Annotated in this window: 22 protein-coding genes; 15 read left to right on the forward strand and 7 right to left on the reverse strand. The window is 73.7% G+C overall.

What is annotated here, in order from left to right; translation table 11 throughout:
• Positions 1-75: 75 nt before the first annotated feature.
• The 5 genes from WME76_RS08900 to WME76_RS08920 all read left to right on the forward strand — a co-directional run bounded on the left by WME76_RS08900 (position 76) and on the right by WME76_RS08920 (position 4,028).
• On the forward strand, positions 76-816 hold the full coding sequence (locus tag WME76_RS08900; protein WP_437959734.1) for a hypothetical protein: 741 nt from the start codon (positions 76-78) through the stop codon (positions 814-816).
• Positions 813-2,114: an ABC transporter ATP-binding protein gene (locus WME76_RS08905; RefSeq protein ID WP_437959735.1), complete on the forward strand. Its 1,302-nt coding sequence runs from the start codon at positions 813-815 to the stop codon at positions 2,112-2,114. Before WME76_RS08900 ends, WME76_RS08905 begins: the two co-directional genes overlap by 4 nt.
• Positions 2,104-2,868 (forward strand): hypothetical protein, encoded by a 765-nt coding sequence (locus WME76_RS08910; protein WP_437959736.1) that lies wholly within the window; start codon positions 2,104-2,106, stop codon positions 2,866-2,868. Before WME76_RS08905 ends, WME76_RS08910 begins: the two co-directional genes overlap by 11 nt.
• A gap of 118 nt (positions 2,869-2,986) precedes the next feature.
• Positions 2,987-3,400: a hypothetical protein gene (locus tag WME76_RS08915; protein ID WP_437959737.1), complete on the forward strand. Its 414-nt coding sequence runs from the start codon at positions 2,987-2,989 to the stop codon at positions 3,398-3,400.
• Between the two features lie 85 nt (positions 3,401-3,485).
• The gene (locus WME76_RS08920; protein ID WP_437959738.1) at positions 3,486-4,028 is read left to right on the forward strand and encodes a hypothetical protein; all 543 of its coding nucleotides are present in this window, start codon (positions 3,486-3,488) and stop codon (positions 4,026-4,028) included.
• Here WME76_RS08920 and WME76_RS08925 read toward each other — a convergent pair.
• From WME76_RS08925 to smpB, 3 genes are all read right to left on the reverse strand, one after another.
• Positions 4,006-5,481: a DUF362 domain-containing protein gene (locus WME76_RS08925; RefSeq protein ID WP_437959739.1), complete on the reverse strand. Its 1,476-nt coding sequence runs from the start codon at positions 5,479-5,481 to the stop codon at positions 4,006-4,008. The two genes, WME76_RS08920 and WME76_RS08925, sit on opposite strands and share 23 nt — an antisense overlap.
• Positions 5,482-5,594: 113 nt before the next feature.
• Complete coding sequence (locus WME76_RS08930; protein WP_437959740.1) at positions 5,595-5,894, reverse strand: hypothetical protein; 300 nt, start codon at positions 5,892-5,894, stop codon at positions 5,595-5,597.
• The gene (gene smpB, locus WME76_RS08935) at positions 5,891-6,442 is read right to left on the reverse strand and encodes an SsrA-binding protein SmpB (protein ID WP_433935731.1); all 552 of its coding nucleotides are present in this window, start codon (positions 6,440-6,442) and stop codon (positions 5,891-5,893) included. Before smpB ends, WME76_RS08930 begins: the two co-directional genes overlap by 4 nt.
• Positions 6,443-6,673: 231 nt before the next feature.
• Between smpB and WME76_RS08940 the strand changes: the two genes are divergently transcribed.
• From WME76_RS08940 to uvrA, 3 genes are all read left to right on the forward strand, one after another.
• Positions 6,674-6,991, forward strand: coding sequence for a hypothetical protein (locus tag WME76_RS08940; RefSeq protein WP_437959741.1), 318 nt, complete (start codon positions 6,674-6,676; stop codon positions 6,989-6,991).
• A gap of 13 nt (positions 6,992-7,004) precedes the next feature.
• On the forward strand, positions 7,005-8,498 hold the full coding sequence (locus tag WME76_RS08945; RefSeq protein ID WP_437959742.1) for a collagen-like protein: 1,494 nt from the start codon (positions 7,005-7,007) through the stop codon (positions 8,496-8,498).
• 313 nt (positions 8,499-8,811) lie between these two features.
• A complete protein-coding gene (gene uvrA / locus WME76_RS08950) occupies positions 8,812-14,163 on the forward strand; it encodes an excinuclease ABC subunit UvrA (protein WP_437959743.1) in 5,352 nt (1,783 codons plus the stop codon).
• A 40-nt stretch (positions 14,164-14,203) separates the two neighbouring features.
• On the opposite strand, the gene WME76_RS08955 is transcribed toward uvrA, so the two are convergent.
• The 3 genes from WME76_RS08955 to WME76_RS08965 form a co-directional block, all read right to left on the reverse strand.
• On the reverse strand, positions 14,204-14,407 hold the full coding sequence (locus WME76_RS08955; RefSeq protein WP_437959744.1) for a hypothetical protein: 204 nt from the start codon (positions 14,405-14,407) through the stop codon (positions 14,204-14,206).
• Positions 14,408-14,515: 108 nt separating this feature from the next.
• The gene (locus WME76_RS08960) at positions 14,516-15,469 is read right to left on the reverse strand and encodes a hypothetical protein (RefSeq protein ID WP_437959745.1); all 954 of its coding nucleotides are present in this window, start codon (positions 15,467-15,469) and stop codon (positions 14,516-14,518) included.
• A gap of 33 nt (positions 15,470-15,502) precedes the next feature.
• A complete protein-coding gene (locus WME76_RS08965) occupies positions 15,503-17,587 on the reverse strand; it encodes a protein kinase domain-containing protein (protein WP_437959746.1) in 2,085 nt (694 codons plus the stop codon).
• 318 nt (positions 17,588-17,905) lie between these two features.
• On the opposite strand from WME76_RS08965, the gene nadC reads away from it, so the two are divergent.
• The 3 genes from nadC to WME76_RS08980 all read left to right on the forward strand — a co-directional run bounded on the left by nadC (position 17,906) and on the right by WME76_RS08980 (position 20,344).
• Positions 17,906-18,757, forward strand: coding sequence for a carboxylating nicotinate-nucleotide diphosphorylase (nadC, locus tag WME76_RS08970; RefSeq protein ID WP_437962094.1), 852 nt, complete (start codon positions 17,906-17,908; stop codon positions 18,755-18,757).
• The gene (locus WME76_RS08975; protein WP_437959747.1) at positions 18,754-19,575 is read left to right on the forward strand and encodes a biotin--[acetyl-CoA-carboxylase] ligase; all 822 of its coding nucleotides are present in this window, start codon (positions 18,754-18,756) and stop codon (positions 19,573-19,575) included. The genes nadC and WME76_RS08975 overlap by 4 nt, the downstream gene beginning before the upstream one ends.
• 115 nt (positions 19,576-19,690) lie before the next feature.
• Complete coding sequence (locus tag WME76_RS08980) at positions 19,691-20,344, forward strand: radical SAM protein (protein ID WP_437959748.1); 654 nt, start codon at positions 19,691-19,693, stop codon at positions 20,342-20,344.
• 61 nt (positions 20,345-20,405) lie between these two features.
• Here the strand turns inward: WME76_RS08980 and fbp are convergent, their stop codons facing one another.
• Positions 20,406-21,458 carry a class 1 fructose-bisphosphatase gene (gene fbp / locus WME76_RS08985; RefSeq protein ID WP_437959749.1) on the reverse strand — a complete coding sequence of 351 codons (1,053 nt, stop codon included), beginning with the start codon at positions 21,456-21,458 and terminating at the stop codon, positions 20,406-20,408.
• 303 nt (positions 21,459-21,761) lie between these two features.
• Between fbp and WME76_RS08990 the strand changes: the two genes are divergently transcribed.
• The 4 genes from WME76_RS08990 (at position 21,762) to WME76_RS09005 (ending at position 26,188) form a co-directional block, all read left to right on the forward strand.
• Entirely contained in the window at positions 21,762-22,688 is a 927-nt protein-coding gene (locus WME76_RS08990; protein WP_437959750.1) for a class I fructose-bisphosphate aldolase, read from the forward strand.
• A gap of 304 nt (positions 22,689-22,992) precedes the next feature.
• Positions 22,993-24,477 (forward strand): leucyl aminopeptidase, encoded by a 1,485-nt coding sequence (locus WME76_RS08995; RefSeq protein WP_437959751.1) that lies wholly within the window; start codon positions 22,993-22,995, stop codon positions 24,475-24,477.
• A 3-nt stretch (positions 24,478-24,480) separates the two neighbouring features.
• The gene (gene ttcA / locus WME76_RS09000; protein WP_437959752.1) at positions 24,481-25,335 is read left to right on the forward strand and encodes a tRNA 2-thiocytidine(32) synthetase TtcA; all 855 of its coding nucleotides are present in this window, start codon (positions 24,481-24,483) and stop codon (positions 25,333-25,335) included.
• A gap of 10 nt (positions 25,336-25,345) precedes the next feature.
• On the forward strand, positions 25,346-26,188 hold the full coding sequence (locus WME76_RS09005) for a hypothetical protein (protein ID WP_437959753.1): 843 nt from the start codon (positions 25,346-25,348) through the stop codon (positions 26,186-26,188).
• The last annotated feature ends 78 nt before the right edge of the window (positions 26,189-26,266 follow it).

Consider the following 26,266-nt stretch of genomic DNA (forward strand, 5'->3'; position numbering starts at 1 on the left):
AAGGGCAGCGCTAGCGGCGCGCCCCGTCGCTGCTCAGCTCGCGCGCTGCCTGCGCACCGTCCGTACGCCTCCCCGATGACCCGCCCGCACGATCCCGAACCGCGCGATGCGCCGAGCAGGCGCCCGGACGACCTCGGGCGGCGGGGCGCGGCGGTCCGGAGGGCGCTGCGCGCCGCGGTCGCGCTGGGCTGTGCGCGGCTCCGCGGCGCGCGCGGTGGGCGGCTCGGCCTCGCCATGGCCGCGTTGATCTCGCTGGGGTACGGCGCCATGGCGCTCGTGCTCCGGCTGGACGACGGGACGACGTCGCTGGAGGGGCTGCTCGGGTCCGCGGCGCGCGGGCTCGCGTGGGTGGCCGCTGGCCCCATCGCCCTCGCCGCGGCGCACGATCGGCCCGCGGCCGACCGCCGCGACGGCATCGAGGCGCTCGCCGCCGCGCGCGGGATCTCGCGGGCGTCGCTCCACGGCGCGCGCAGCCTCGCCGCGATGCTCGAGGTCGCGCGGGTCATCGCGCTCCCGCTGGCCGCGCTCTCGGTGCTCGCGGCGCTGCTCTCCGGCCCCGCGCTGCTCGCCTTGCAGCACCTCGCCTTCGGCGCGGCGCTCGTCCTCTTCGGCGTCGTCTCCGGCGTGACGCTCGGCGGCCTCGCCGCGGCGAGCGGCCGCGTCGCCGGGCCGCGGGGGCGCGCCCTGTTCCTCTCGCTGATCCTCATCCCCTGGGCGCTCGCCGATCTCGCCGGCGACGCGCGGTGGTCGATCCCGGGCGCGCTCGGCGCGTTCCTCACGTTCGCGGCCCGCTCGGCGGGGGGCCCGGTCGGATGAGCCCCGGCGCGCCCATCGTGGTGCTCGAGGGCGTGCGCGCGCGCGACAGCGCCGGCGAGGCGGGGCGCCCCCGCGGGAGCCTCTTCGGCGTGACGGCGGCGCTCGGCCCGGGCGTGCACGCCGTCCTCGGCGCGCCGGAGGACGGGACGCTGGCGCTCGCCGAGCTGCTCGCGGGGCGCGCCGCGCCCCTCGCGGGCCGCGTCCTCGTGGCGGGCCGCGACCCGTTCCGGAGCGCGGCCACGCGGGCGCGGATCGGCGTGCTCTCCGTCGCCCCGGAGCTGCCCGACGGCGTCTCGGTGGCGTCCTCCATGTCCGTGGCGCTCCGCGCCCGCGGCGCGCCCCCGAGCAGCGCCGCGGCGTTGCTCGATCCGCTCGGCGTCGCGCCGCTCCTCGCCCGCCGCACGGCTTCGCTGAGCTTCGCCGAGGCCCGGTCCGTCGAGCTGTCGCTCGCCCTGGGCGTGCCGCAGCCGCTGCTGCTCTGCCTCTTCGAGCCGTTCGCCGACGTCGCCGTGCCGTCGCCGGAGCTGGTCCGCGAGCGCCTCCGCGCGCTCTCGGACGGCGGCGCCTGTGTCGTGCTGATCACGTCCTCGACCGTCGACGCGAGGGCCCTCGCCGAGCGCATCCACGTGCTCGATCGCGGCGTCATCGCCCGGACCGAGCCCGGCGACGGCGAGCGCCTCGCCGGCGCCCCGATCCCGGCCGCGCCGGGCGCAGCGCGGCCCGAGGTCGAGCTCCACGTGCTCCTCCACGAGCGGGGGCCCGACGCGCCCGGCGCTCGCGCGCTCGTCGCGGCGCTCGCGGCCTCTCCCGCCGTGCGCGCCGGATCGTGGGAGCAGGGGCCGGCGGGCGCATCGTCGACGCTGCGGATCCGGACCGCGGACAGGGAGGCGGCGGCGCTCGCGATCCTGGATGCAGCCGCGCGGGAGGACGTCACGCTCGCCGCGATCTCGTCGTCGGCGCCGTCGATGCACGACGTGAGGGCGGCGACCGCGCTGCACCTGGCCGCCGTGCGCCCGCGCCGGCCGTTCGGCGCGCCCGTCGGCGACGCCGCGCCGCCGCCCGGCGCCGCGCTTCCGCCCAGCGCGCCGCCCCAGGAGCCGGTCGCCGTGGCGGCGTTCGGCGCGCCGGCGCCGCCCGGCCCGGCGCCGCCTGCCCCACCGCCCTCTGGCCCGTCGCCCGCCGGCGCGCTGCCATCGCCCCCCGACGGCGGCGCTTCCGGCGGACCGCCCGCGGCCGATCCATCGCTGGCCGACGGTGCGGCGCACGTCGAGGAGACAGGACCCCACGATGCTCGGTGAGCGCGCTCCGAGCGCTGCAGTCCAGCCGCTGGCTCCCGGCGGTGGGCGCCCCGAGCGGAGCGCGACCGCGCTCCTGGCCGTCCGGCTCGGCGTGGAGCTGGCGCTGAGCCGCCTCTTCGCGCGGCGCCCGCTGCTGGCGCTCGGGCTCGGCGTCGCGCTCGCGGTCGCGGCCGCGGTGATCGAGGTCGCGTTCGGCTCCTCCGGGGCCGTGGACCGGGCGCTGCTCGCGACGTTCCGCCTCGTCACGCCGCTCACGATCTTCGCCCTCGCCGCCGACGCCGCCGATCGGACCGCGCTGCGCGAGGCCGCCTGGCCGGCGGCTCGCTTCGGTGCCTCGTCCCACCACGTCGCGCTGGGCATCGCCCTCGCCGCGCTCCTGTCGTCCGCGGTGGTGGGTGCGTTGCTCGCCGTCGTCGTCGTCGCGCTCGCCCACGGTCCCGGCGCCGCGCCATTTGTCCGAGACGTGCTCATCAGTGGGTGGATCGGCGCGCTCACCGGCGCCGCCTACGCCGGATGGTTCTCGCTCGGCGCCACCTTTCTGCGGCGCGGCCGCGGCCGCTTCGTGCCGCTCGTGGCCGACTTCCTGCTCGGGGGCTCGGCCGGCGTGGCGGGCGCGCTCTTGCCGCGGGGCAACGCGATGAACCTCCTCGGCGGGCCCTCGCCGCTCGGGCTCGGGCACTCCGCGAGCGCTGGCCTGCTCGCGCTCAGCGCGCTCCTTCTGGCGCTCGCCGCCGCGGCTCGGTGCAGGGAGTAGCGCTGCGTGCCGGGGCGGCGGGGCGCTCGGCCCAGCTCTGCCGCGACCGGCCGCCTGACCTCCTCCGCGATGCCGCAAGGGGATGCCTTCATCGGCGCGTTCACGTACTCTCCGAGGAATGACTCACGGCGACGACGAGGCCACCAAGGCGGTCAACACGCCTCGTTCGGTCCTGCTCGTCGGTTCGGCGGAGGAGCTGGCGGCCCGGTGCAGGGGGATGTGCTTGCGGGCCCGCGTCATGCTCATCGTCGAGAGCGATCTCGCGGCGCTGACGAACACGGCCGTGGAGCGAAAGCCGCTCGCGCTGCTGTTCCCCGACGACATCTACGCCTTCGACAGCGCGGAGTTCGACGCGCTGGCGCGCGACATCCAGGCCGCGGTGGTCACCCTGGAGCCGGGCGTCACCGACGAGGTCATCGAGGCGCGGCTCGCCGAGGCGCTGCTCCGCGCCGAGCTCCTCCGGCAGCCCGAGCCCACATCGAGCCGCTACGTGCTCGTCCCCGACGGACCGCGTCGCTCCAGGCGCCGCTGACGGCGCTCTCTCCGGTCTCCCGCATGCCTCCGGTCTCGCAGTTGACTCCGGTCTTCCGCCTCCTGGCGACAAGGAGCTTCGTCCCTTGAACGAGCTGCACCTCGACCCCGCCGCGTCCAGCCTGACGATCCGCACCCGCGCCGTCGGGATGCTCGCGCGCCTGGCGCACGACCTCGAGATCGCCGCGTCCGAGCTGCGCGGCCGGGCGCGGCTCGACGGCGACGCCTGGACGGCCGAGCTCTCGATCCCCGCGGCCGGGCTCCGTGTGGCGGGGGTCCTGCGCGGCGACCGCCTCGACCCGGACGCGCTCTCGGACGGAGATCGTCGCGACATCGAGCGGCGCATCCGGGAAGAGGTGCTCCGGGGCACCGAGGTCGTGGAGGTCCGCGCCTCCGGGATCGCGCGGGATCGCGCCGAGGTGCGCGTCCAGATCGCCTCGGGGAGCGCCGCGCTGGCGACCCGCCTCTCCGCGAGCGATCGCGGCGAGGGTGCCGTCGGGGTGGCGGGGGGCTGTCAGCTCTCGATGGCCGCGCTCGGCGTGCGCGAGGTCAAGGGGCCGCTCGGGGCGTTCAAGGTGCGCGACGAGCTCGAGATCCTCTTCGGGCTCACTCTGCGGCCGGCGGGCTAGGCGGCTCCGACGGGAGCTCGGGGGCCGCCGCGCCGCGCGAGCACGCCCCGTGGACCTGGTAGGGCTTGCCGGAGAGCCGCTTCGCGAGCGAGGCCCCGCGCCAGGCGACGTACGCCTTGTTGAACTCGAGCACCTGATCGGCGGCGAAGTACGGGTTCTTCGTCTTGCCCAGCGTGACCAGCGTGAGCACCTGCTCCGCCACGCTCACGGGGCAGCCCTCGAGACGGATGACGGTCTCGTTGCGGGCCATCGCGAGCTTGGTCGTCACCTTCACCATCTTCGCGAGGACGTCATCGTGCTTCGCGGTGTACGGGTCCCGCGCGCTCCGCTCGCGGTACAGGCTGTCGATGCTGATGAGCTGATCGCCGATCTTGCCCTTGTACGTCGCGCAGTCGCCGATGAAGACGACCTTCTCGCCCGGCTTCGCGTCGATGGGCCCCTCGTAGGCGCCGAACACGACGTGCATCCGCGGCATCTTCGCGTCGCACTCCTTGTCGTACTCGCGCAGGATCTCGATCGCCTCCTCGATCGCCCCCGGACAGCCGCCCCAGCAGTAGTCGGTGCGCTCGGGCTCGGGCGGCGACCCCGCGTAGGCCGTGATGTTGGTGCCCTCGAAGTACTTCTCGACGCGGACGAGGCCCACCTTGAACCCCTTCGCCTTCTGCTGCGCCTCGTCGAGCGTCACGTCCCCCGTGATCTCGATCTCGCCGAGATCCATCGGACCGAACCCGCGCTCCGAGGCCAGGCGGATGTGCTCGACGCTGCGCGGATCGACGCCGATGATCTGACAGCAGACCGCGTCGAACGCGACCTGGTTGTTCCCCATGATGATGAGGCCCAGATCGAACGGCGACGGCGTGAGCATCCGGCCCTCGCCCGCGGTGATGGCGTCGATCGCGATGAACTGCGGCTGCACGATGTACTGGAGGTCGGCGACCTTCTCGTTCAGCCGGTGATCGTGATCGATGAGGCGGTGGCGATCGTCCTGGATCCCGATGTAGTTCTTCATCGAGAAGGTCACCGTGGTCCAGGGGTGCGACTTGAACTTGGGGCAGTTCACGAAGAAGTCGGCCTTCGCGACGGGCTCCGGCGTGAACACGTAATCGCGCAGCCGGCCCTCGTGCGTGAGCGGGATCTCGACCTGCTGCTCTTCCTCGAAGTGGTAGTGCTTGACCCCGGTTCGGCGGAACATGGGGTAGTAGCCGCCGCCCTCGTACGTCATGCGGGTCGGGAGCGTGATGCCGCACCGCTCCCCCACGGCGAGCTCGGTCACGCGTCCGTCGTCGCGATCCTTGAGCGCGCCGATCACCCCCTCGATGAACTCGGGCCGCGTATAGGCGTGCGGGAAGTGCGCGCCGGAGGCGACGACGTTCGGCTTGATCAGCGTCCGGCCGTGCGGGCGGAGCGACAGCTCCTCGAGGCCGCTGCGCACGATGTCGCGGATCTTCGCCACATCATACGTCGAGCAGCGCCGCAGAATTACACGAGGGCGCGACGTAATTTTCATGGAAACCAGCGTAAATGTCGCCGTGGATCACCGCAACATCCGCCGCTCCGCGGAGTAGCTCAGCTCGGACGCTCGTCGGCGACGAGCCGTGCGAGCTCGGCGCGGACGTCACGCGTCGCGTCGATGAGCCGGCCTTCCAGCTCATAGACGCGCTCGGCCGGTGTCGGATCGTCCGGCGCGTGGGGGGCGAGCAGGCGACAGCGGGCCACCTTCACCCGGATCGCCGTCCCGGTCGAGAGCGAGCCCTCCACGCGCGCGCCGGGGGCCGAGGATGCGGTCGAGCGGAGCCGCACACGGTCGCCGTCGATCTCGATGAGCTCGGCCTCGCCGCCCTTGGACCAGGTGAGGTGCGGCGTCATTCCGGCCTCCGCGGGCGGGCGCGGTTCTCGCTGCGCGCCGCGCGGGGCGGGGCGCCGCGCCCACCTCCGCCGCGGGCCCGCTCGATGGCCGCGCGCGCTTCACGCGCGGCGTCCTTCTCCTTCAGGCTCTCGCGCTTGTCGACGGTCTTCTTCCCCTTGGCGAGGGCGATCTCCACCTTCACGCGGCCGTTCTTGAAGTAGAGGCGGGTCGCGATCACCGTCATGCCCTCGCGCTCCACGCCCTTGCGGATCGCCTCGATCTCGCTCTCGTGGAGCAGCAGCTTGCGCGCGCGCTTCGGCTCGTGCCCGAACGCCGCCTGGGGCATCACGGGGATGTTGACCCCCTTCAGGAACACCTCGCCGTTCTCGATGGCGCACCAGCTGTCCGTCAGCTCGGCCGCGCCGTCGCGGAGCATCTTCACCTCGCTGCCGAGCAGGACCAGCCCCGCCTCGTACCGGTCCTCGAGCGTGTAGTCGAAGGTCGCGCGCTTGTTGCGCACGATGAGCTTCTCTCCCTCTCGTTCCTTCTCTTTGTCAGCGCGGCTCACGCGGCCGCATAGCGCGCGCGCCGCCGCCTGTCCACCGTCTCACCGCGCCCCCGCCGGGCCGGCGGAGCGCGCCGCTCCCGCGGGGCGCGGCGCCGCTGCCGCGCGGCGGCGGGGTCGTCGCTTGACGCCGATCGCCGTCGCTCGTCCAATGCATCTTGAGCACGACTCGCCGTCGGGCCGGAGGACTCAGTGAACCGCGGATTGCGCTTTTCCGCCTGGCTCGGAGCGGTGGTGATCGCTGCGTCGACCCCCGCGTGTAGCTGCGCCGCCGACCCGGGGATGGTGGATCCTCCGATCGCGAGCGGCGATGGGGCCGGCGGCGATGGCGGCCGCGACGCGGCCGCGGGCTCGGGCAGCGGCGGCGAGGGGCAGGGTGGGGGCGCGCCCATCGGGGCGAGCGAGACGGTGACCGCCGGCGAGGTCGCGAAGAGCGCGCGCTACCGGATGGTGTTCACGCTCGGCCAGCCGGCGCAGAACCAGGAGACGACGACATCACCCCGATATCGGATGCAGGGCGGGCTCATCGGGGCCAACGGGAGCTCGCCATGAAGAGGACCAGGCGATGAGGGCATCGGCGATCGCGCGGTACATGACGGCTTCCGCCCTGGCGGCGGGCGCGATCGCGGGCGCGGGGACCGCGGCCGCGGCGGTGCCGTCGACCATCACCCACCAGGGCCGGCTCTACGACGCGGAGGGCGCGCCCATCAACGAGACGATCGAGGTCGTCTTCGCCCTCTACGACGATCGCGATGCGTCGACGCCCCTCTGGAGCGAGGCCCATGCGATCACGTTCGAGGACGGCTTCTTCTCGGTGCGCCTCGGCTCGATCGTCCCGTTCCAGGGCGCGATCTTCGACGGCGCCGAGCGTTACCTCGGCATCACCGTCGGCGACGACGTCGAGCTGAAGCCGCGCGCGACGGTCGCGAGCGTGCCGTATGCGCTCCTCGCCGGCAACGTGAGCGGCGACATCACGCCGAGCTCGGTCACGGTGAACACCTCGAACGGCAGCACGGTGCTGATCGACCAGAGCGGGGTCGCGGTGAACGGCACCCTGGTGATCGACGAGAACGGGCAGTGGGTCGGCTCGCCGACGGGGCTTCAGGGGCCGGAGGGGCCAGCGGGGCCGGCCGGTCCGGAAGGCCCCACCGGAGCGACGGGGCCGGCAGGGGCGCCAGGCCAGGCGGGGCCGACAGGGCCGGCCGGCGCCACCGGCCCGGTCGGGCCGAGGGGGCCGGAAGGCCCGGAGGGGTCGGCAGGGCCAGCGGGAGCCATCGGGCCCGCCGGGCCGGTGGGACCGACCGGGCCCATGGGTCCGGCAGGTCCGGTCGGACCGAGGGGTCCGGAAGGCCCGACCGGGCCCGCTGGTGCCGCGGGGCCCAGGGGGCCAGAAGGCCCGATGGGACCCGAGGGCCAGATCGGCCCGGTGGGGCCGAGGGGGCCGGAGGGCCCGATCGGCCCGATGGGGCCAGCAGGTCCGATCGGCCCGACGGGGCCGGAAGGTCTGATGGGTCCGGAGGGACCTCCTGGGCTCGACGGCGCGGTCGGCCCGGCGGGCCCCACCGGGCCGCAGGGAGCGCAGGGGCCCCGTGGTCTGACCGGTCCCGCTGGTCCGGCCGGGCCACAAGGCGTCGTGCTGTCATTGATGGTCCACGGGATCGGCCCGCACGACACGCTGCCGGCCGGGATGCCTGTCGCTTTCTTCGGGCCCACGGCCTCGGTCGAGATCTCGTCGACGAGCCAGGCGATCCACGCGACCGCCCATCGATACCTGGGAGCGGAGACCCTGCCGGCGGACAACCTCAACCTGTACATGTGCTACCAGCGGTACCGCTCAGGGCCGTCCGGCCCGGTCCTCGAGGAGGTGCGCGTGGCCGGCCTCGGCATGACGGGAGGTCGTGTCCCGGCGCGCACGCGCGTGTCCTTCGGGCTCAGCGCCGTGATCACCGGCCTCACCGCGGGCACCTACAACATCGGGATGTGCGGCCAGACCTTCAGCGCGAACTGGGTCAGCAACGACTACGGCTACCTCACGGTCCTCCTCGTCAACGGCGCCTAGCCGCTCTCGTCCGCCAGGCCCTCGCGATCCGCGTCGTTCAAGTGCTCGCTGCCCGCGCTGTTCCGATCGAACCGGACAGACACGAGCACGTGCGCCTTGCTCGCGTGCGGTGAGCGCACGGACTCGGCACGACATGCGATAATTTCGCGCCCTAGAACGCAAGGCCGCGGCGCGCGTGCGCCGGTGCGCCGCCCACGCACGATCGTCCGCGACGCTTGGACGCTCGGCTGAAAGGGGGCTAAACACTCGCGGTTTCACGCGGGCCTGTCCGCTCCGGACGCCATCCCCGCGGGGCCCACCCTTCCGCGCCTCTATGCAATCGATCTGTCTCCGCGGCGCCCGCACGCACAACCTCCAGGGCATCGACCTCGACTTCCGGCCCGGCGAGCTCGTGGCCATCGCCGGCGTGTCCGGCGCCGGAAAATCCTCGCTCGCGCTCGACACGCTCTACTCCGAAGGACAACGCAGGTTCGTCGAGAGCTTCAGCCCGTACGCGCGCCAGTTCCTCGAGCGGCTCGAGCGGCCGCCGATCGACGCGCTCGAGCCCGTGGCGGCCGGCGTCGCCGTCGATCGCCGCGCGCCGGTCAAGAGCTCGCGGTCGACCGTCGCCACCATGGCCGATCTCGAGCCGTACTTCTGCGCGCTCTTCGCGCGCGAGGCGGTGCCCGTCTGCCCCTCGTGCGACGCGCCCGCCGCGCGGACCGACCCCGCGCGCGCGGCCGACCTCGCCGCGAGCGCGCACGAGGGGGCGACCGCGCTCGTCACGTACCCGATCCCCGTCGCGGGCGCCGAGCGCTTCCTCGACGTGCGCGAGTCGCTGCTCTCCGCCGGCTACCGCCGCCTGCTCGTCCGCGGGGAGGCGCGCGACATCGACAGCGTGGCGCCCTCCGAGGCGCTGAGCGGCACGGACAAGGTCGAGGTCATCGTCGATCGCGTCCGCGTCGCCCCCCGGGAGCGCCGGCGCCTCGGCGCCGCCATCGAGGAGGCGTGGAAGGGCGGCGGCGGCGACGCGTCGCTCCACCTGCACCGCAAGAGCGAGGAGCCGAACGGCAACGGGGCGGGGTCGACGCGGCTCCGGCTCGTGCGCGGGCTCGCCTGTCCCTCGTGCGCGCGCGCCTTCGATCCGCCGCGCCCGGGGCTGTTCTCGTACCAGTCCCCGACCGGCGCGTGCACCTCGTGCCGCGGCTTCGGCCGCACCCTCGGCATCGACTACGACAAGGTGATCCCGGACCCGGCCAAATCGATCGCGGGCGGCGCGATCCGCCCCTGGAACGGCCGCTCGACCACCTGGGAGCGGAAGGTGCTCCGCGCGTTCTGCGAGCGGAACGGGATCCGCACCGACCGGCCGTGGCGCGAGCTCTCCGAGGCGCAGCGCGCGCTCGTGCTCGAGGGCGAGGGCACGTGGAACCAGGGGAAGTACCCCGGCGTGAAGGCCTGGTTCCGCTGGCTCGAGACGCGCACCTACAAGATGCACGTCCGCGTGCTGCTCGCGCGCTACCGCACCTACGACGTCTGCGGCGCGTGCAGCGGCAAGCGGCTCTCCCCCGAGTCGCTCCTCTACCGCGTCGGCGGCCTCGATCTCGCCGCGTGGCACGAGCTAGAGCTCCGCGACGCCCGCGCGCGGCTCGAGGCCGAGCGCCCCCAGACCGGCCAGGGGGAGATGGCGCGCCGCGAGCTCATCGCGCGGCTCGGCTACCTCGAGCGGGTCGGGCTCGGCTACCTCTCGCTCTCTCGCCAGGCGCGCACGCTCTCGGGCGGCGAGGCGCAGCGCGTCGCGCTCACCGCGGCGCTCGGCACCTCGCTGACGGGCGCGCTCTTCGTGCTCGACGAGCCGACCGTCGGCCTGCACCCGACGGACATCCCGCCGCTCATCGCGGCCATGCGCGAGCTCGCTGACCGCGGCAACGCCGTGCTCGTCATCGAGCACGAGCCCCTCGTCATCCGGGCGAGCGATCGCGTCGTCGAGCTGGGCCCCGGCGCGGGCAAGCAGGGCGGGCGCGTCACCTTCGACGGCCCGCCCGAGGGGCTCGCCGCGCGCAGCCCGCTGGTCGCGGCGCGCGCGGAGCGCCGCGCGCCGACCGGCAAGATCTCGATCCACGGCGCGCGCGAGAACAACCTCCGCGACGTCACCGTCGACATCCCGCTCGGCGTCGTCGCGGCGATCACGGGGCCGAGCGGCTCGGGCAAGAGCACGCTGGTGAATGACGTGCTCTACCGGCACGTCGCGCGGGCGCGCGGCTACAAGGACGTCGAGGCGCCCGGCCTGTACAGGCGCATCGAGGGCACGGCCGACATCCGCACGATCACGCTCGTCGATCAGGCGCCGCTCGGGCGCACCTCCCGGGGCAACCCCGCGACCTACACCGGCGCCTGGAACCGCGTCCGCGCGCTCTTCGCGGAGCAGCCGGAGGCAGCGGCGCGGGACCTCGGGCCCGGCCACTTCTCGTTCAACGTCGCGCTCGGGCGCTGCGAGGCGTGCTCGGGCGAGGGGAGCGAGACGATCGAGATGCAGTTCCTGGCCGACGTGTCGCTGACCTGCCCGACCTGCAAGGGCAAGCGGTTCCGCGACGAGGTGCTCGAGGTGAAGCTCGACGGCCGCTCGGTCGCCGACGTGCTCGATCTCTCGATCGACGAGGCGTTCGACGCCTTCGCGCGGGAGCCCGCCGTCCGGCGGGCGCTCGCGCCGCTCAAGCAGCTCGGCCTCGGCTACCTCACGCTCGGCCAGCCGCTCTCGACGCTCTCGGGCGGCGAGGCGCAGCGGCTCAAGATCGCGCGCGCGCTCGGCGAGCCGTGCGCGGGCGCGCTCTTCCTCCTCGACGAGCCGAGCGCCGGGCTGCACCCGGAGGAGGTAAAGCACCTCAACGCCGCGCTCTCCGTGCTCGTGGCCGAGGGCGCCTCGGTGATCGTCGTCGATCACGATCTCGACGTCATCGCGGCGGCCGACTGGGTCATCGACCTCGGGCCGGGCGCGGGCAGCGAGGGCGGGCGCGTCGTGGCCGAAGGGACGCCCGAGCAGGTGGCCAGGACGACGGGGCGGACCGGCAGCTCGCTCGCCGACTGGTTCGCGCAGCGCGGCGAGGGCGCAGCGCGGCGACCTCGGCGCGGCGCGGCGGCCGCGGCGACCGCCGCCCCGAAGCCCGCCAGGCGCGGCGGTAACGGCGCCGCGCGCGCGCCGCTCGACCGGGGACGGATCGAGGTGGAGGGCGCGCGCGAGCACAACCTCGCCGAGGTCTCGACCGTGATCCCGCACGGCCAGATCGTCGTCGTCACGGGCCCGAGCGGCTCCGGCAAGAGCACGCTCGCCTTTGACGTCGTCTTCGCCGAGGGCCAGCGGCGCTTCCTCGAGACGCTCACCCCCTACGCGCGCCAGTTCCTCCCCACGCTGCCGCGGCCGGACGTGGACCGCGTCACCGGCGTGCCGCCGTCGATCGCGCTCGAGCAGCGCACCACGCGCTCCGGCGCCAACTCGACCGTCGCGACCGTGACCGAGATCGCGCACTACCTGCGGCTGCTCTACGCCAAGGTCGGCGAGGCGCGGTGCCCGGACTGCGACGTGCCGATCGAGGCGCGCTCGCCGGACGAGGTCTACCGCGCGCTCCTCGCGACGCGCGGCGCGCGGACGCTCCTCGCGCCCGCGGTCGTGGCGCGCAAGGGGACGTACCTCGACGTGTTCACCGCCGCCGCCCGCGCCGGCATCACCCGCGCGCTCGCCGACGGCGAGCCGTGCGCGACCGACAGCCCGCCGCGCCTCGACAAGCGCCGCGAGCACTCGATCGACCTCGTGATGTACGAGGGGCGCATGGACGGCCTCGATCGCGCGCTCTTCGATCGCGCCCTCGCCTTCGGGCGCGGGGCGGTGAAGCTCGCCGGCGGCCGCGGCGGCGAGCAGCTCCTCTCCACGACGCGCACCTGCCCGCGCTGCGGCGTCGGCGTCCCGGAGCTCGATCCGCGCTGGTTCTCGTTCAACACGAAGCAGGGCCGCTGCGAGGCGTGCGAGGGGACGGGCGCCTCGGACTTCGACGACGACGCGCTCGCGACGCCCGATCCGTGCGAGGCCTGCGGGGGCTCGCGCCTCGCGCCGATCCCGCGCGCCGTGCGCCTCGCCGGCGAGCGGTACCACCAGGCGTCCGGCCGGTCGGTCGCCGCCGCGGCCGCGTGGGCGAAGGGGCTGCGCTTCACGGGCGATCGCGCGCTGATCGCCGAGGCGCCGCACAAGGAGCTCTGCCGCCGGCTCGACTTCGTCTGCCAGGTGGGCCTCGGCTACCTGACGCTCGACCGGCGCGCGTCCACGCTCTCGGGCGGCGAGATGCAGCGCCTGCGCCTCGCGGCGCAGCTCGGCAGCGGCCTCACCGGCGCGCTGTACGTGCTCGACGAGCCGACGATCGGCCTGCACCCGCGCGACACCGATCGGCTGCTCGACAACCTGCGGCGGCTCGCCGCCATGGGGAGCACCGTGCTCATGGTGGAGCACGACGCCGACACGATCCGCGCCGCGGATCACCTGATCGACCTCGGCCCCTCGGGCGGGCGCAAGGGCGGCAGGATCGTCGCGGCGGGCGCGGCGCGCGAGGTGCTCGCGAACCCCGACTCACCGACGGCCCGCGCGCTCGCCGGCGAGGACGCCCTGCTCAGCGCGCGCCCGGCGCGCCCTCCGGCGCGCGAGCAGATCGAGCTGCTCGGGGCGCGCGCGCACAACCTCCAGGGGGACGCGCTCCGGATCCCCGCGGGCCGGATGACGGTGGTCGCCGGGGTGTCGGGCTCGGGGAAGAGCACGCTGATCCAGAAGGTGCTCTACCCCGCCGCGCGCCGCGCGCTGAAGCTCGAGGCGCCCGAGCCGGGCCCGCACAAGGCCCTCAAGCTGCCGAAGAGCATCCTGCGGGCGGTGGCCGTCGACCAGTCGCCCATCGGGCGGACGCCGCGCTCGGTCCCGGCGACGTTCCTGGGCGTCTGGGACGAGGTCCGCAAGCTCTACGCCGCGTGCCCCGACGCGCAGGTGCGCGGCTACGGCCCGGCGCGGTTCTCCTTCAACACGGCCTCCGGCGGGCGGTGCCCCGCGTGCGAGGGCCAGGGCGTCATCGCGCACGAGATGTCGTTCCTGCCCGACGTGACCACGCCCTGTGAGGCGTGCGGCGGCGCGCGCTTCGAGCCGGCGACGCTCGACGTCCGCTACCTCGGCCTGTCCGTCGGCGAGATCCTGGATCTCACCGCCGAGGAGGCGGTCGAGGTCTTCGCGGCGCACCCGCGGATCCGCGCGCCGCTCGCGACCATGTGCGATCTCGGCGTCGGCTACCTCCACATCGGCCAGGGCTCGCACACGCTCTCGGGCGGCGAGGCCCAGCGGCTCAAGCTCGCGGCGGAGCTGACGGCCGGCGCGCGCCCCAAGCCCACGCTCTACGTGCTCGACGAGCCCACGACCGGCCTGCACCTGGCGGACGTGACGCGGCTGGTCCGCGTGCTCGATCGCCTGGTCGAGCGCGGCGACACGCTCGTGATCATCGAGCACCACCCCGCGGTCATCGCGTGCGCGGATCACGTGGTGGAGCTGGGCCCGGAGGGCGGCGCGGGCGGGGGACGTATCGTGGCCGAGGGAACCCCGCGCGAGGTGGCGCGTCAGGCGACGGCGACGGGCGAGGTGCTGAAGAGGATCTTCGCGAAGGCGACCTGAGCGAGCGCGTCGGGGGGCGCGCTCGCCTCGGGGGCGCGGGTCAGGCGTCGGAGCGTTTCGCGTACTGGTACGCGGTGTACGCGGAGATCAGGTGGCAGATCCAGCCGAGCCAACCGCCCGTGCCGATCCACATGCCGGGCGTGATGATCAGCCAGAAGATGCAGCGCAGAAACGCGCCGTTGTAGAGCTGCCCAACGCCCGGAACAAGGAACGAGAGGACTGCGGCGATCCCGGATTTGCTCATGGCATCGGAACCTGCTCACCCTGACCGCCATGTCAAGCGGGCTCAGGGGGAGCCCGGATCGCGCCCGCCGCGCCGCTGTCGGCGATGGCGCGGGCGGCGCGGATCCGCTCAGTTCCTGCCGGGCAGCACGATCCTCCGCCGGCCGGACGAGGACGTGGAGGGCGTGGGGGTCGTCGCGGACGGCGTCGTCGGGGTCACCGGAGGCGTGGTCGCGGTGGGCGTGGTCGCCGGAGGCGTGGTCGTGGCGCCCGCGCTGGGCGTCGACGCCGGCTTGGGTTGCGTCTTCGGCGGCGGCTTCGGGGCTGCCACGGGGACCGGATCCGGCGGGGGTGGCTCGGGCGTGGTGGTCGCGGGCGGGGGCGGCGGCGCGTCACCGGCGACCGACACGGGGGTCGGCGGGGGCGCATCGACCGCGGGCAGCGCGGCGTCGTCGGACGAGCTGCCGCTGCGCGCCATGAAGTAGGCGGTCGCGCCGCCCCCGAAGACCACGAACGCACCGAGCCCGATCAAGGCGAGCGGTAGGCCGGAGCTCTTCGGGCGAGGCCGCGCGGGCATCGGCGCCGCGTACGGCGGGGCGCCGCCCGGCATCTGGTGAGCGCCCCCCGCAGGATACCCCGGCGCGCCGGCAGCCCCGGGTCCGCCGGGTGCGCCGAACGGCGAGCCGCCGAATGGGGCGGCGGGCGGCTGGGGCGGTTGCCCGTAAGCGCCCCCGGCTCCGGGGGGGCCGTCGTACGTCGCCGTTGCACCAGGGCCATACGGTCCGGCCCCACCTGCCGGCCCTGCGCCGTAAGCGCCCGGAGGAGCGCCGTAAGCGCCCGGAGGAGCGCCGTACGCGCCGGGCGGCGGGGCGCTGTTGCTCCCGCCCTCGACGATGGTTCGCGGGACGCTCGCGCCTGCGGCTCCTGGGTCCTGCGGCGCGGCGCCGGGAGACACGGGGAAGGTGCCCTGAGGCGAGTTGAGCCCTGCGACCGGAGGCTCGCCGGGCACGGTCTTGCCAGGGCCGTACATGCCGCTCGGGGGCGCAGGCCATCCGGGCGGCGGACCGCTATTCTGGTTGCTCATCGGGATCGCATCCTACCGTGCGCGCCGGGCGAGTCAGTTGTTCGGTACGATGATCACGCGTCGTCGAGGCCTTTCGGACGGCGTGGTGGGCGTGGTGGTCGTCGGCGGGCTGGTCGTCGGCGGGTTCGGCGTGGTGGTCGTCGGCGGGCTGGTCGGAGGCTGTGCGCTGGTCGACCCAGGGAACGGGAACGGGGGGAACGTCGAGGGGATGACGAGGGGCGGCAGCGTGGGGATGATCGTCGTCCCGCTCGGGCGCGTCGGCGGTGTCTGTGTCCCCGTCGCGCTCGGCGTCGTCGGGGGCTTCGAGGTCGAGGTCGAGGGCGGCCTGGGCTGAGGCTTGGCGACGACCGGCGGCGGCTCGACCGGGGGCGACGTCACGGCGGGGGGCGTCGTGGCGGGCGGCGTCGTGACGGCGGGGCCGGGATCCGAGGGGACCGTGATGGCCGGCTGGAGCGTCGGCATGGTGGGCACCGCGTCCGCCTGCCTCCCGCGGTTGACCTCGTTGGCGATGTACAGGCCGCCCACGACGGCGCCGGTGATCCCCGTGGCGAGCAGCAGGATGGTGAACACCGACGTCCCGCGCCGAGGCGGCTGCGCCCGGTGCGCCGAGCCGCCGTGCGTGGTCCCGGGCAGCGGCTCCATCGGCGCCGTCCCGGGGAGGTACCCTTGTGGGCCGCCGCCGTAGGGTCCTCCGTAGCCGGGCGCCGGGCCGCCGTTGAACGCGCCCGCGGGCGCCGCCGAGCTCCGGCCCATGAAAGGAGGCGCGTTTCCGACCGCCGTCCCGCCCGGGCGCGGCGACACGTCGAACGGCCCAGGCTCGTGGCTCGTGGCCGGCACGCCGGGCATCCCGTGCGGCGGCATGTACGGCGCGGCGTTCACCGTCGCCGGCTGCCCGACCGGAGGGTAGCCCCCCTGGGCGAAGTACGGGCCCGACGAGGGTTCCGGCCTGGGCGTGAACCCCGGGGCCGACGCGGAGGGGCCCCGGGCGTCCGACGAGAAGCCCCCCATGGGGGTCGAGGCCCCGGGCGCTCCCGGGGGGCCGCTCACGGCGCGCTGCGCCCCGTCGTCCTCCGGCGGGATCGTCTTGGGCACGGCGCTGATGCGGCCGTCGCCCATCGGGTTGGTCGCGGGCGCCAGCGCGGAGGGCGAGGCCACCCCGGGCGCCGCGAGGGCCGCCGGCAGGGCAGACGCGGACGACCGCGCCAGGCTGACCTCGGAGGGCGAGGGCGTGAGCGCCGAGGGGGCGCGGGCGGCCCGGGCGAACGGCTCGAGCGCGCTGCGGAACTCGGCGGTGGTCGCGAACCGATCGGGCGGCGAGGCCGCCATCGCGCGGTGGACGGCGGCGCAGAGGGCGGGCGCGATCTCGGGGGCGAGGTCCGAGAGCCGCGATATCTGGCCCGACAGGTAGGCGCCCGCGATCTGCTGGGGCTCATCGCCGCCGACGGGCCGGCGGCCGGCCAGCATCTCGAAGATGATGACGCCCAGCGAGAAGATGTCGGCGCGCGCGTCCACGGAGTCCGCCGAGTACGCCTGCTCCGGGGCCATGTACTCGGGCGTGCCCATGATCACGCCGGGGCGCGTGAGCCCGCGATCGAGCTCCCCCGTGACCTTCAGCTTGGCGATGCCGAAGTCGAGCAGCTTGATGAGCGGCTCCCCCTTGGCCGTCCTCGTGATGATCACGTTGTCCGGCTTGAGGTCCCGGTGGACGACGCCCGCGCGGTGGGCGGCCTCGACGCCCTCGAGCATCTGCATCGCGTACTCGAGCGCGTCGGCGTACGCGAGCCGGACGCCCGCCCGGTACAGCTCCTCGTAGAGGGCCTGGAGCGTCTTCCCCTCCAGGTACTCCATCACGATGAACGCCAGGCCGGAGGTCGTCTGGTCGACGTCGACCACGCGGACCACGTGCGCGCTCTGGATCTGCGCGGAGACGCGCGCCTCCTGCAGGAAGCGCTGCACCAGGCCCGAGCGGCGGGACAGCTCGGGGTGGAGAAACTTGAGGGCGACCGTCGTCCCCAGCACCTCGTGGCGGGCTTCGTAGACGCTCCCCATGCCGCCGTCGCCGATGATGCGCACGAGTCGGTACTTGTTGTTGATGACCTGGCCTGCCTGCGGACGCATCGATCTCCGTTGAGGGCGCTGGGGCTGGAGTTGCTCGGAGAGTCTCACAGGCTGGTAGACGAACGTCAGCCCCATTTGTGCGACACAAGGTCGCGGTGGTCGCGATCGGCACCGTTTTTTCGGCGACGCAAGCCCTATCCGTCCCGTCCGGGTCCCGTCCAGGGCAGCCATACCGCCGAGGTCGCAACCCCGGCCCAGGGGTTGGCCATAACGCTGTGCGTCATTGTGAGGCCTTGACGGTACGACGGCGCGATGCGCGCGCGTTGGAGCGGGTATACCTGGGGGCGCCGCCAGGGGGCGGCGCTGAGGGAGATGCCTGTGCTGGCTGCGCCGTTGCTCGATGCCTTGATCGATCGCGCTCTGGAAGAAGATCTCGCGGGGGGCGATCTCACCACCGAGGCCTGTGTCGAGGCCTCCGCGCGCGCGACCGCGAAGGCGGTCGCGCGCAAGCCGCTCGTCGCGTGCGGGGGGGCCGTGTTCCTCCGCGTCTTCGAGCGCCTGGATCCGGCGGTGGAGGGCGAGGTGCTCGTCCCGGACGGCACCTCCGTCGACACAGGCGCCGTGCTCTGGACGGTGCGCGGCGCGGCGCGCACGCTCCTCAGCGCGGAGCGGACCGCGCTGAACCTGGCGCAGCGGATGAGCGGCGTGGCCTCCGAGGCGCGCCGCTACGCCGCGGCGATCCCGGCCGGGTCCGGCGTGCGCATCACCGACACCCGCAAGACGACGCCCGGCCTCCGCGCCCTGGAGCGCTACGCGGTGCGCGTCGGCGGCGCGCACAACCACCGAGACAACCTCGGGAGCGCGGTGATGATCAAGGACAACCACATCATCGCGGCGGGCGGCATCACGACGGCCATCGCCCGCGCGCGGGCGCGCGCCCCGCACACGACGAAGGTCGAGGTCGAGGTCGCCTCGCTCCAGGAGCTCGACGAGGCGATGGCCGCGGGCGCGGACATCATCATGCTCGACAACTTCACGCTCGCCGACGTCAAGACCGCCTCCGCGCGCGCGCGGTCGTCGCAGCGCGGCCGGCCTCTCCTGGAGGTCTCCGGCGGCATCACGCTGGAGCGCATCCCCGAGCTGGCGGCGGCGGGCATCGACGTCATCAGCGTCGGGGCGCTGACGCACTCGGCGCGGGCGGCCGACATCGCGCTGGATCTCTCGCTGTGAGGCCGCTCGACGCGCGGGCCATCGAGCGCGAGCTCTCGCGCCTCGGCGCGTCGCTCGGCAGCCCGCTGGCCGTGGCGGCGGAGACCGCGTCGACGAACGACGACGCGCGGAGCGCGGCCGCCGCCGGCGCGCCGCACGGCGCTGCGTTCCTCGCCGACGCGCAGACGCAGGGGCGCGGGCGCGGCGGGCGCTCCTGGCACTCCCCGCCCGGGGAGAACCTCTACCTCTCGGTGGTGCTGCGCCCCAGCCTGCCGGCGAGCAGCGTGGCGCCGATCGCCCTCGTCATGGGGCTCGCCGTGGCGTCCGTCGTCGAGCGGCGGCTGGCGTCCTCGGCGCGCCTCGGCGCGCCCGGCGGCGGCCCGCCGGCCGAGGTGCGGCTCAAGTGGCCGAACGACGTGCTGGTCGGGGGCCGCAAGCTGGCCGGCATCCTCGTCGAGGCCCAGCTCCGCGGCGACTCCGTGAGCAGCGTGATCGTCGGCGTCGGGCTGAACGTCCACACGTCGCGCTTCCCGCCGGAGCTCTCGGCGCGGGCCACGTCGCTGGCGATGCTCGGGATCGACGACGTCCCGCGCGAGGTCCTCGCCGCGGAGCTGCTCCAGGCGATCGGCGACGCGGCGGCGAGGTTCGAGGCCGGGCGGCTCGCCCCCTTCGCCGAGGATCTCGACCGCATGGACTGGCTGCGCGACCGCCGCGTCGAGGTGGCGGGCGTGGCCGGCGTCGCGGCGGGCATCGACGCCGAGGGGCACCTCCTGGTCCGCGGCGCGGATGGCGTCCTCCGGGCGGTGGCGGCGGGCGAGGTCAGCGTCACTTCCGGCTGAGCGCCTCGCGCCGCTTGCGTTGCGCGCGCCGCGCGGCCAAAGCTTGCGCCCATCGCGGGTCGCTGGCAGCGCGGAGCTTGCCAGGCCGACCTGGCTCCTCGGAGGCGTCGCTTCCTTGAAAGAAGACACCCTCGTCGTCCACGAAATCTACGCCAGCGTGCAGGGCGAATCGACGTTCGCCGGGCTTCCATGCACGTTCGTCCGGCTCACCGGGTGCAACCTGCGCTGCACCTGGTGCGACACGACGCAGGCCTTCCACGGCGGCAAGCGGATCCGCCGCGGCGACGTCCTCGAGCGCGCGCTGGCCTTCGGCACGCCGCTGGTCGAGCTCACCGGAGGAGAGCCGCTCCTGCAACCCGCGTCGTTCCCGCTCCTCGCGGAGCTCTGCGACGCCGGCCGCACGGTCCTCGTCGAGACCAGCGGCGAGGCCGACGTCTCGCGCGTGGATCCGCGCGTGCACAAGATCATGGACCTGAAGGCGCCCGGCTCGGGGGAGTCCCACCGGAACCGCTGGTCGAACCTCGACCACCTCACGCCGCGCGACGAGATCAAGTTCGTGCTCGCCGACCGGGCGGACTACGAGTGGATGCGGGGCACCATCCGCGAGCGGCGCCTCGACGTGCGCGGCGTGACGCTGCTCGCGTCGTGCGTCTGGGGCAAGCTCTCGACGAGAGATCTCGTCCAGTGGGTGCTCGACGACGGCCTCCGCGTCCGGGTGCAGGTCCAGCTCCACAAGGTGATCTGGGGCGCTGACGCGCAGGGGGTCTGACCGGCGGGCCGCCCCCTCCGCGGCCCGTCGGGGCAGGGGGCGGCGCCGTGATCTCGCCGCCTCAGCGCTCGCCGCGCAGAAACTGCTCGTAGTCCTCGACGTCGCGGGGCGAGCCGAGGACGAGCGGCACGCGCTCGTGCAGCGACTTCGGGACCAGATCCAGGATGCGGTGGGACCCTGTGCTCGCCTTGCCGCCGGCCGCCTCGAAGATGAACGCGAACGGGTTCGCCTCGTAGAGCAGCCGCAGCTTGCCCTGGCCGCCTCGATCGGCCGGGTAGGCGAAGATGCCGCCCTTGAGGAGCGTCCGGTGCGCGTCCGCGACCAGCGATCCCACGTACCGCGCGCCGTAGGGCCTCCCCTCGTGCTTGCTGTCCTCCTTGATCCAGGCGTTCCAGCGGCGCACCTCCTCGGGCCACCGCGCGCTGTGGCCCTCGTTGATGGAGTACGTCGAGCCGCGCTCCGGGATACGGATGTTCTCGTGGGAAAGGAAAAATTCACCCACGGTCGGGTCGTAGGTGAACCCGTGAACGCCGCCGAGGCCGGTCGTGATGACGAGCAGCGTCGACGACCCGTAGAGCACGTAGCCCGCCGCGACGAGGTCGCGGCCGGGGCGCAGGAAATCCGAGGGATCGGCGCCCAGCTTGGCGTCGCTCTTGCGGAGCACGCCGAAGATCGTGCCGATCGAGATGTTCACGTCGATGTTGGACGAGCCGTCGAGCGGGTCCACGACGACGATGTACTTGGCGCGCGGGTCCGTGGAGAGGAGCCTCATCTCGCCGAGCTCCTCGCTGACCACGGCCGCGCAGTGCCCGCGCCGCCCGAGCGCGCTGAGCAGCGTCTCGTTGGCGACCTCGTCGAGCTTCTGCACGATCTCGCCCTGCACGTTGGTCTGTCCCGTGTACCCGAGGACATTGGCGAGGCCGGCCCGGCGGACCTTGGACGTGACGAGCTTCGCCGCCAGGCCGAACTGGTTCAGGAGCGAGGTGAACGCCCCCGTCGCCGCGGGGAACCCGAGCATTCCCTCGAGGATGTACGTCTCGAGCGTGATCCCGATCCGTGACTGGGCCTCCGGCGGCTTCCAGCTCAGGTTCCGTTGGTCCGATGAGAGCGACATGATCCCTCCGCGTTGTTGGCCATGGACGTCGCCGCCCCGCCGCCTGCTCGCGCCTCTGACTGCTGCCGCTGCCCCCGAGAGCCGACCGGCGCGGCTTCGAGAATTGCGTATCCCCTGGCTCCGTACAACATCCACCGGGCACCGGGCCTCGGGGGCGTTTGGCTGGACACGTTCGTCCAACTCCTGACGATGCGGCCCGAGCTCGCCCGCCCGTATGCGCTGCTACGCGCGCATCGGGAGGGGCAGGTTCGCGCCCTCGGGGGCCATGCGTTCCTCACTGCAACACCATCGACGGAGTGATTCATGGCGCTCACGACCCGTGTCGAGCAGATCCTCTCCTGGTACTCCTCCGAGAACCCCGGCACGCTGACCAACCTCGTGCGGTTGCTCGACCACGGAGCGCTCGCGGGCACCGGCAAGCTGGTGATCCTGCCCGTGGATCAGGGCTTCGAGCACGGTCCTGTGCGATCGTTCGCTCCGAACCCCGAGGCCTATGATCCCGACTACCACTTTCAGCTCGCGATCGACTCCGGGTGCAGCGCCTACGCGGCGCCGATCGGGTCGCTGCAGGCGGGCGCGGCCAGGTTCGCGGGCCAGGTGCCGCTGATCCTGAAGCTCAACAACAGCGACACGCTGGCAAAGGTGGAGCAGCCAATCTCGGCGGTGACCGGCTCGGTCGAGGACGCGCTCCGGCTCGGCTGCGTCGGCGTCGGCTACACGATCTACCCCGGGTCCGGCGCGAGGAACCGCATGTACGAGGACCTTCGCGAGATCACCCTGGAGGCCAGGCGCAAGGGCCTGGTCGTCATCGTCTGGAGCTATCCGCGCGGCGCCGGGCTGTCCAAGCAGGGCGAGACGGCCATCGACGTCTGCGCGTATGCCGCGACGATCGCGGCCCAGCTCGGCGCGCACATCATCAAGGTCAAGCCGCCGACGGCTCATGTCGAGCAGGAGGAGGCGAAGAAGATGTACGAGAAGTACAGCATCCCGATCCAGACGCTCGCCGACCGGACCCGCCATGTCGTGCAGGCGACCTTCAACGGCAAACGCGTGGTGATCTTCTCCGGCGGCGAGTCGAGGTCGACCGAGGCCGTGCTCGATGACGTGCGCGAGATGGCCGCGGGCGGCTCCTTCGGTTCGATCATGGGGCGGAACGCGTTCCAGCGTCCTCGCGCCGAGGCGTTGAAGCTCCTCGCCGACGTGATCCAGATCTACCGGTCCGCGCGCTGACGCCCCTCGACCGGGTGTTCGGGGCGGGGACGCGGGGGCCCTGGTCCGGCGAGGCATCGCCTCGGCGCTCCGCCGCAATGGCGCCTGTCGAGGCCGCGGCGCCCGCCCACGCCAGCCTTCTGCCGACGACGAGGCCCGAGCGGACCTGAGCGCCGCTGCGCGCCGCGTCGCTGTCGCGTGGGAAGCGCTCTCCCTGCCGCGCCTCGGGCCGACCGCTCGCGGGCATCGTCCACATCGACGGGGTTAGCCCTTCGTGATTAGATGCCGCGCTGGAAACCCTCCACGTCCGGGCTCAGGAGACCGCATGCCGATCAAAGTGAACCTCGCCTCGTCAGACCCGCTGAGCCTCGCCGTCGACGTCGTCGTCATCGGCGTGCCGGAAGGCGCTTCGACGGGTGAGGGCGTGCTCGCGAGGCTCGTGGAGGCCCTGGGCGAGCACGTGGCCCACCAGGTCAAGCGGGACGACTTCACGGGGAAGAAGGATCAGAGCATCGACTTCGCGACGAACGGCGCGCTGAAGCCGGGCCGCGTGCTGCTGCTCGGCCTCGGGTCGGGCAAGGTCACCGACGTTGAGTGCCGGGTGCTCGCGGCGAAGGGCGCGCGCTTCGCGAACGGCGTGCGCGCCGAGAGCGTCGCGGTGGCGGTGCCGCCCGGCGTCGAGCGCGCGGAGCGGTCCGTCGCGGAGGGCCTCGTGCTCGGGGCCTACCGGTTCACCCGGTACTTCACGGGCGATCGCGTGCCCAAATTCGCGCTCTCGCGCGGCACCGTGCTCGTCGAGGGCAAGCCGGGCAAGGCGGCGCGCGACGCGGTCGCGCTCGGCCAGCAGGTCGGCGAGGCGATCTGCGTCGCGCGCGATCTCGTCAACGAGCCGCCCAACGAGCTCTACCCCGAGGCCCTGGCGCGCGTCGCCGCCGGCATCGGCAAGCAGCACGGGCTCAAGGTGACGGTGTTCGACAAGGCCGCGCTGATCAAGCGGGGCATGAAGCTCATCATGGCGGTGGGGCAGGGGAGCGCGCGCGAGCCCCGGCTGATCCACATGGTCTACACTCCTTCCGGCAAGCCGAAGGGGAAGCTCGTCTTCGTGGGCAAGGGGCTGACCTTCGACAGCGGCGGTCTCTGCATCAAGCCGGCTCCGGGCATGGAGGAGATGAAGGGGGACATGGGCGGGGCCGCGAACGTGATCGCGCTGATGGCCGCCGTCGCGGCCGCCAGGCCGAACGTCGAGGTGCACGGCATCATCGGTTCTGCAGAGAACATGCCCGATGGCGCGGCGTACCGCCCCGGAGACATCTTCGGCTCCCTGGACGGCAGGACGGTGGAGATCATCAACACCGACGCGGAGGGGCGCCTCGTCCTCGCGGACTGCCTCGCTTACGCGCGCGCGCTGAAGCCGGACTTCATCGTCGACAACGCCACCCTCACGGGCGCCTGCATGGTGGCGCTCGGCCCGACGGTGTCGGGCTTCTTCTCGAACCGCGAGGAGCTCGCGGAGCGCGTGCGGAGCGCCGCGAAGGCCACCGGCGAGTCGATGTGGCAGATGCCGCTGGTCGAGGAGCTCCGCGAGGGCCTGAAGAGCGACTGGGCCGACATCAAGCACACGGCCGACCGCTGGGGAGGGGCCATCACCGCGGCCCTGTTCCTGCGCGAGTTCGTGGGCGATGTCCCCTGGGTCCACGTCGACATCGCCGGCCCGTCGATGGCGAGCAAGCCGTACGGCATCGTCTCCAAGGGCGGGACGGGCCACGGCGTGCTTACCTTCCTCCGCCTCATCGAAGGCTTCACCGGTTAAATCGTGCAACTCCGCCGCAAGCTCGCGCGCGCCATGGGCCGCGCCATCACCGACTTCGACATGATCGCCGACGGCGATCGGATCCTCTGCGCTGTCTCGGGGGGCAAGGACAGCTACGCGATGCACGCGCTCCTCGTGGACCTCGCGCGCCGCGCGCCGGTCCGGTTCAGCGTGATCGCGGTCAACATCGACCAGGGGCACCCTGGCTACCCCGGACACCTCCTGGCGGACTACATGGCCGCGGGCGGCCACGAGTTCCGGATGATCTCCGAGGACACCTACTCGATCGTCACCGAGAAGATCCCCGAGAACAAGACGTACTGCTCCCTCTGCTCCCGCCTGCGGCGCGGCATCATCTACCGCATCGCGCGCGAGCTCGGCTGCTCGAAGATCGCCCTCGGCCACCACCGAGACGACGCCGTGACGACGCTGCTGCTGAACCTGATCTTCGCAGGCCAGCTCAAGTCCATGCCGCCGAAGCTCGTCTCCGATGACGGCGACAACGTCGTGATCCGCCCGCTGATCTACTGCGCCGAGGACGAGCTCGCCGCGTTCGCGGCGGAGGAGCGCTTCCCCATCATCCCGTGCGACCTGTGTGGATCTCAGGAGAACCTCCAGCGCAAGGCGGTGAGCCGGCTCCTCGCGGAGCTCGACGCGCGTCACCCCGGGGCGCGGCAGAACATGCTCGCCGCCCTCGGCAACGTGCGTCCGAGCCACCTGTTCGACACGGGCCTCTGGAAGCGGCTCGGGCTCGAGGTCGCCCGGGAGGAGGGGGGCGCGAGCGGCGACGACACCGGCGCACGTGCGCCGGCGCAGGAGGTGCTGCCCGTCAGCAACCTGCTGAGGAACCTGGCCTAGCGGCTCGCCGATGAGCACGGACGCCCCCGGTGCGATCTCGATCGGCGCTCCGCGCGAAGCGGAGTCGTCCGCCACGGCCGCTGGCGGACGCGGCGGGAGGCCGGCGCGCGGGGTCGAGGGGCCGTCGAGCTCGGAGGGCCCCGAGACCGCGCAGCCCGGGGCAGGGCGCTTCGATCTGGGTCTCGGCGCCGGCCGCGCTCCGCAGGCGCTGCTCGCGGCGATCGTCGCGTGGATGATCACGGTCGCGCCGGCCGCCTTCGGCCGCGGCGCGCCGACTTCCGCCAGCATCGCCGCCACGCTCGCCTTTCTCTGCGGCGCCGCTGCGCCGCTGCTCGCCGCGACCCACCGCCGCCTCGCGCGGCACCTCGGCATCTCTGCCTTCCTGGCGCTCGCCACGCTGACCTGGCTGCTCGCGTCGCCGTCCCTCCAGCCGTCGCGCCTCGACCCGGTCCGCGCGGCGATCGGCGCGATCGCCTGGGGCATCTTCGCGCTCTCCTGGCGCGATCGGTGGGACGTGCGGCGCCCGCAGGAGCCGGACCCGGACGCCCCCCTCCTCCAGGCCCGGGCCCATCTGCCCCCGCTCGCCGCGGCGGTGGTCGCGTTCGGCGCGCTCGTGAGCCTGGCCATCCTCGTGCTCGCGTGGCGCGTCCGGGACCCCGATCGCGCCCTCCTGGCCCAGGCGGTCGCCGTGGCCTGCGCCGTCGCGCTGATCACGGCCGCCTCCGGGGTCGCCGTCGCCCGCGGACGCAGGCACACGGCTGGCGGACGGCGGCTCACTCATCGCGCCGTCCGGCAGTTGCTCGTCCTGATCGTCTTCGCCGTCCTGGGGGCGGTCGTGATGATGCTGCGCTGAGCAGCGGTTCGGCCGTGGCCCTCGGCCCGCTTCTCGTTGCTCACCATCCCCGCATCCCCGCCGGTTCCCGGTCAAATC

It is taken from the genome of Sorangium sp. So ce119 (genome assembly GCF_051524405.1).
In the GTDB taxonomy this organism is placed as follows: Bacteria; Myxococcota_A; Polyangia; order Polyangiales; family Polyangiaceae; genus Sorangium; species Sorangium cellulosum_G.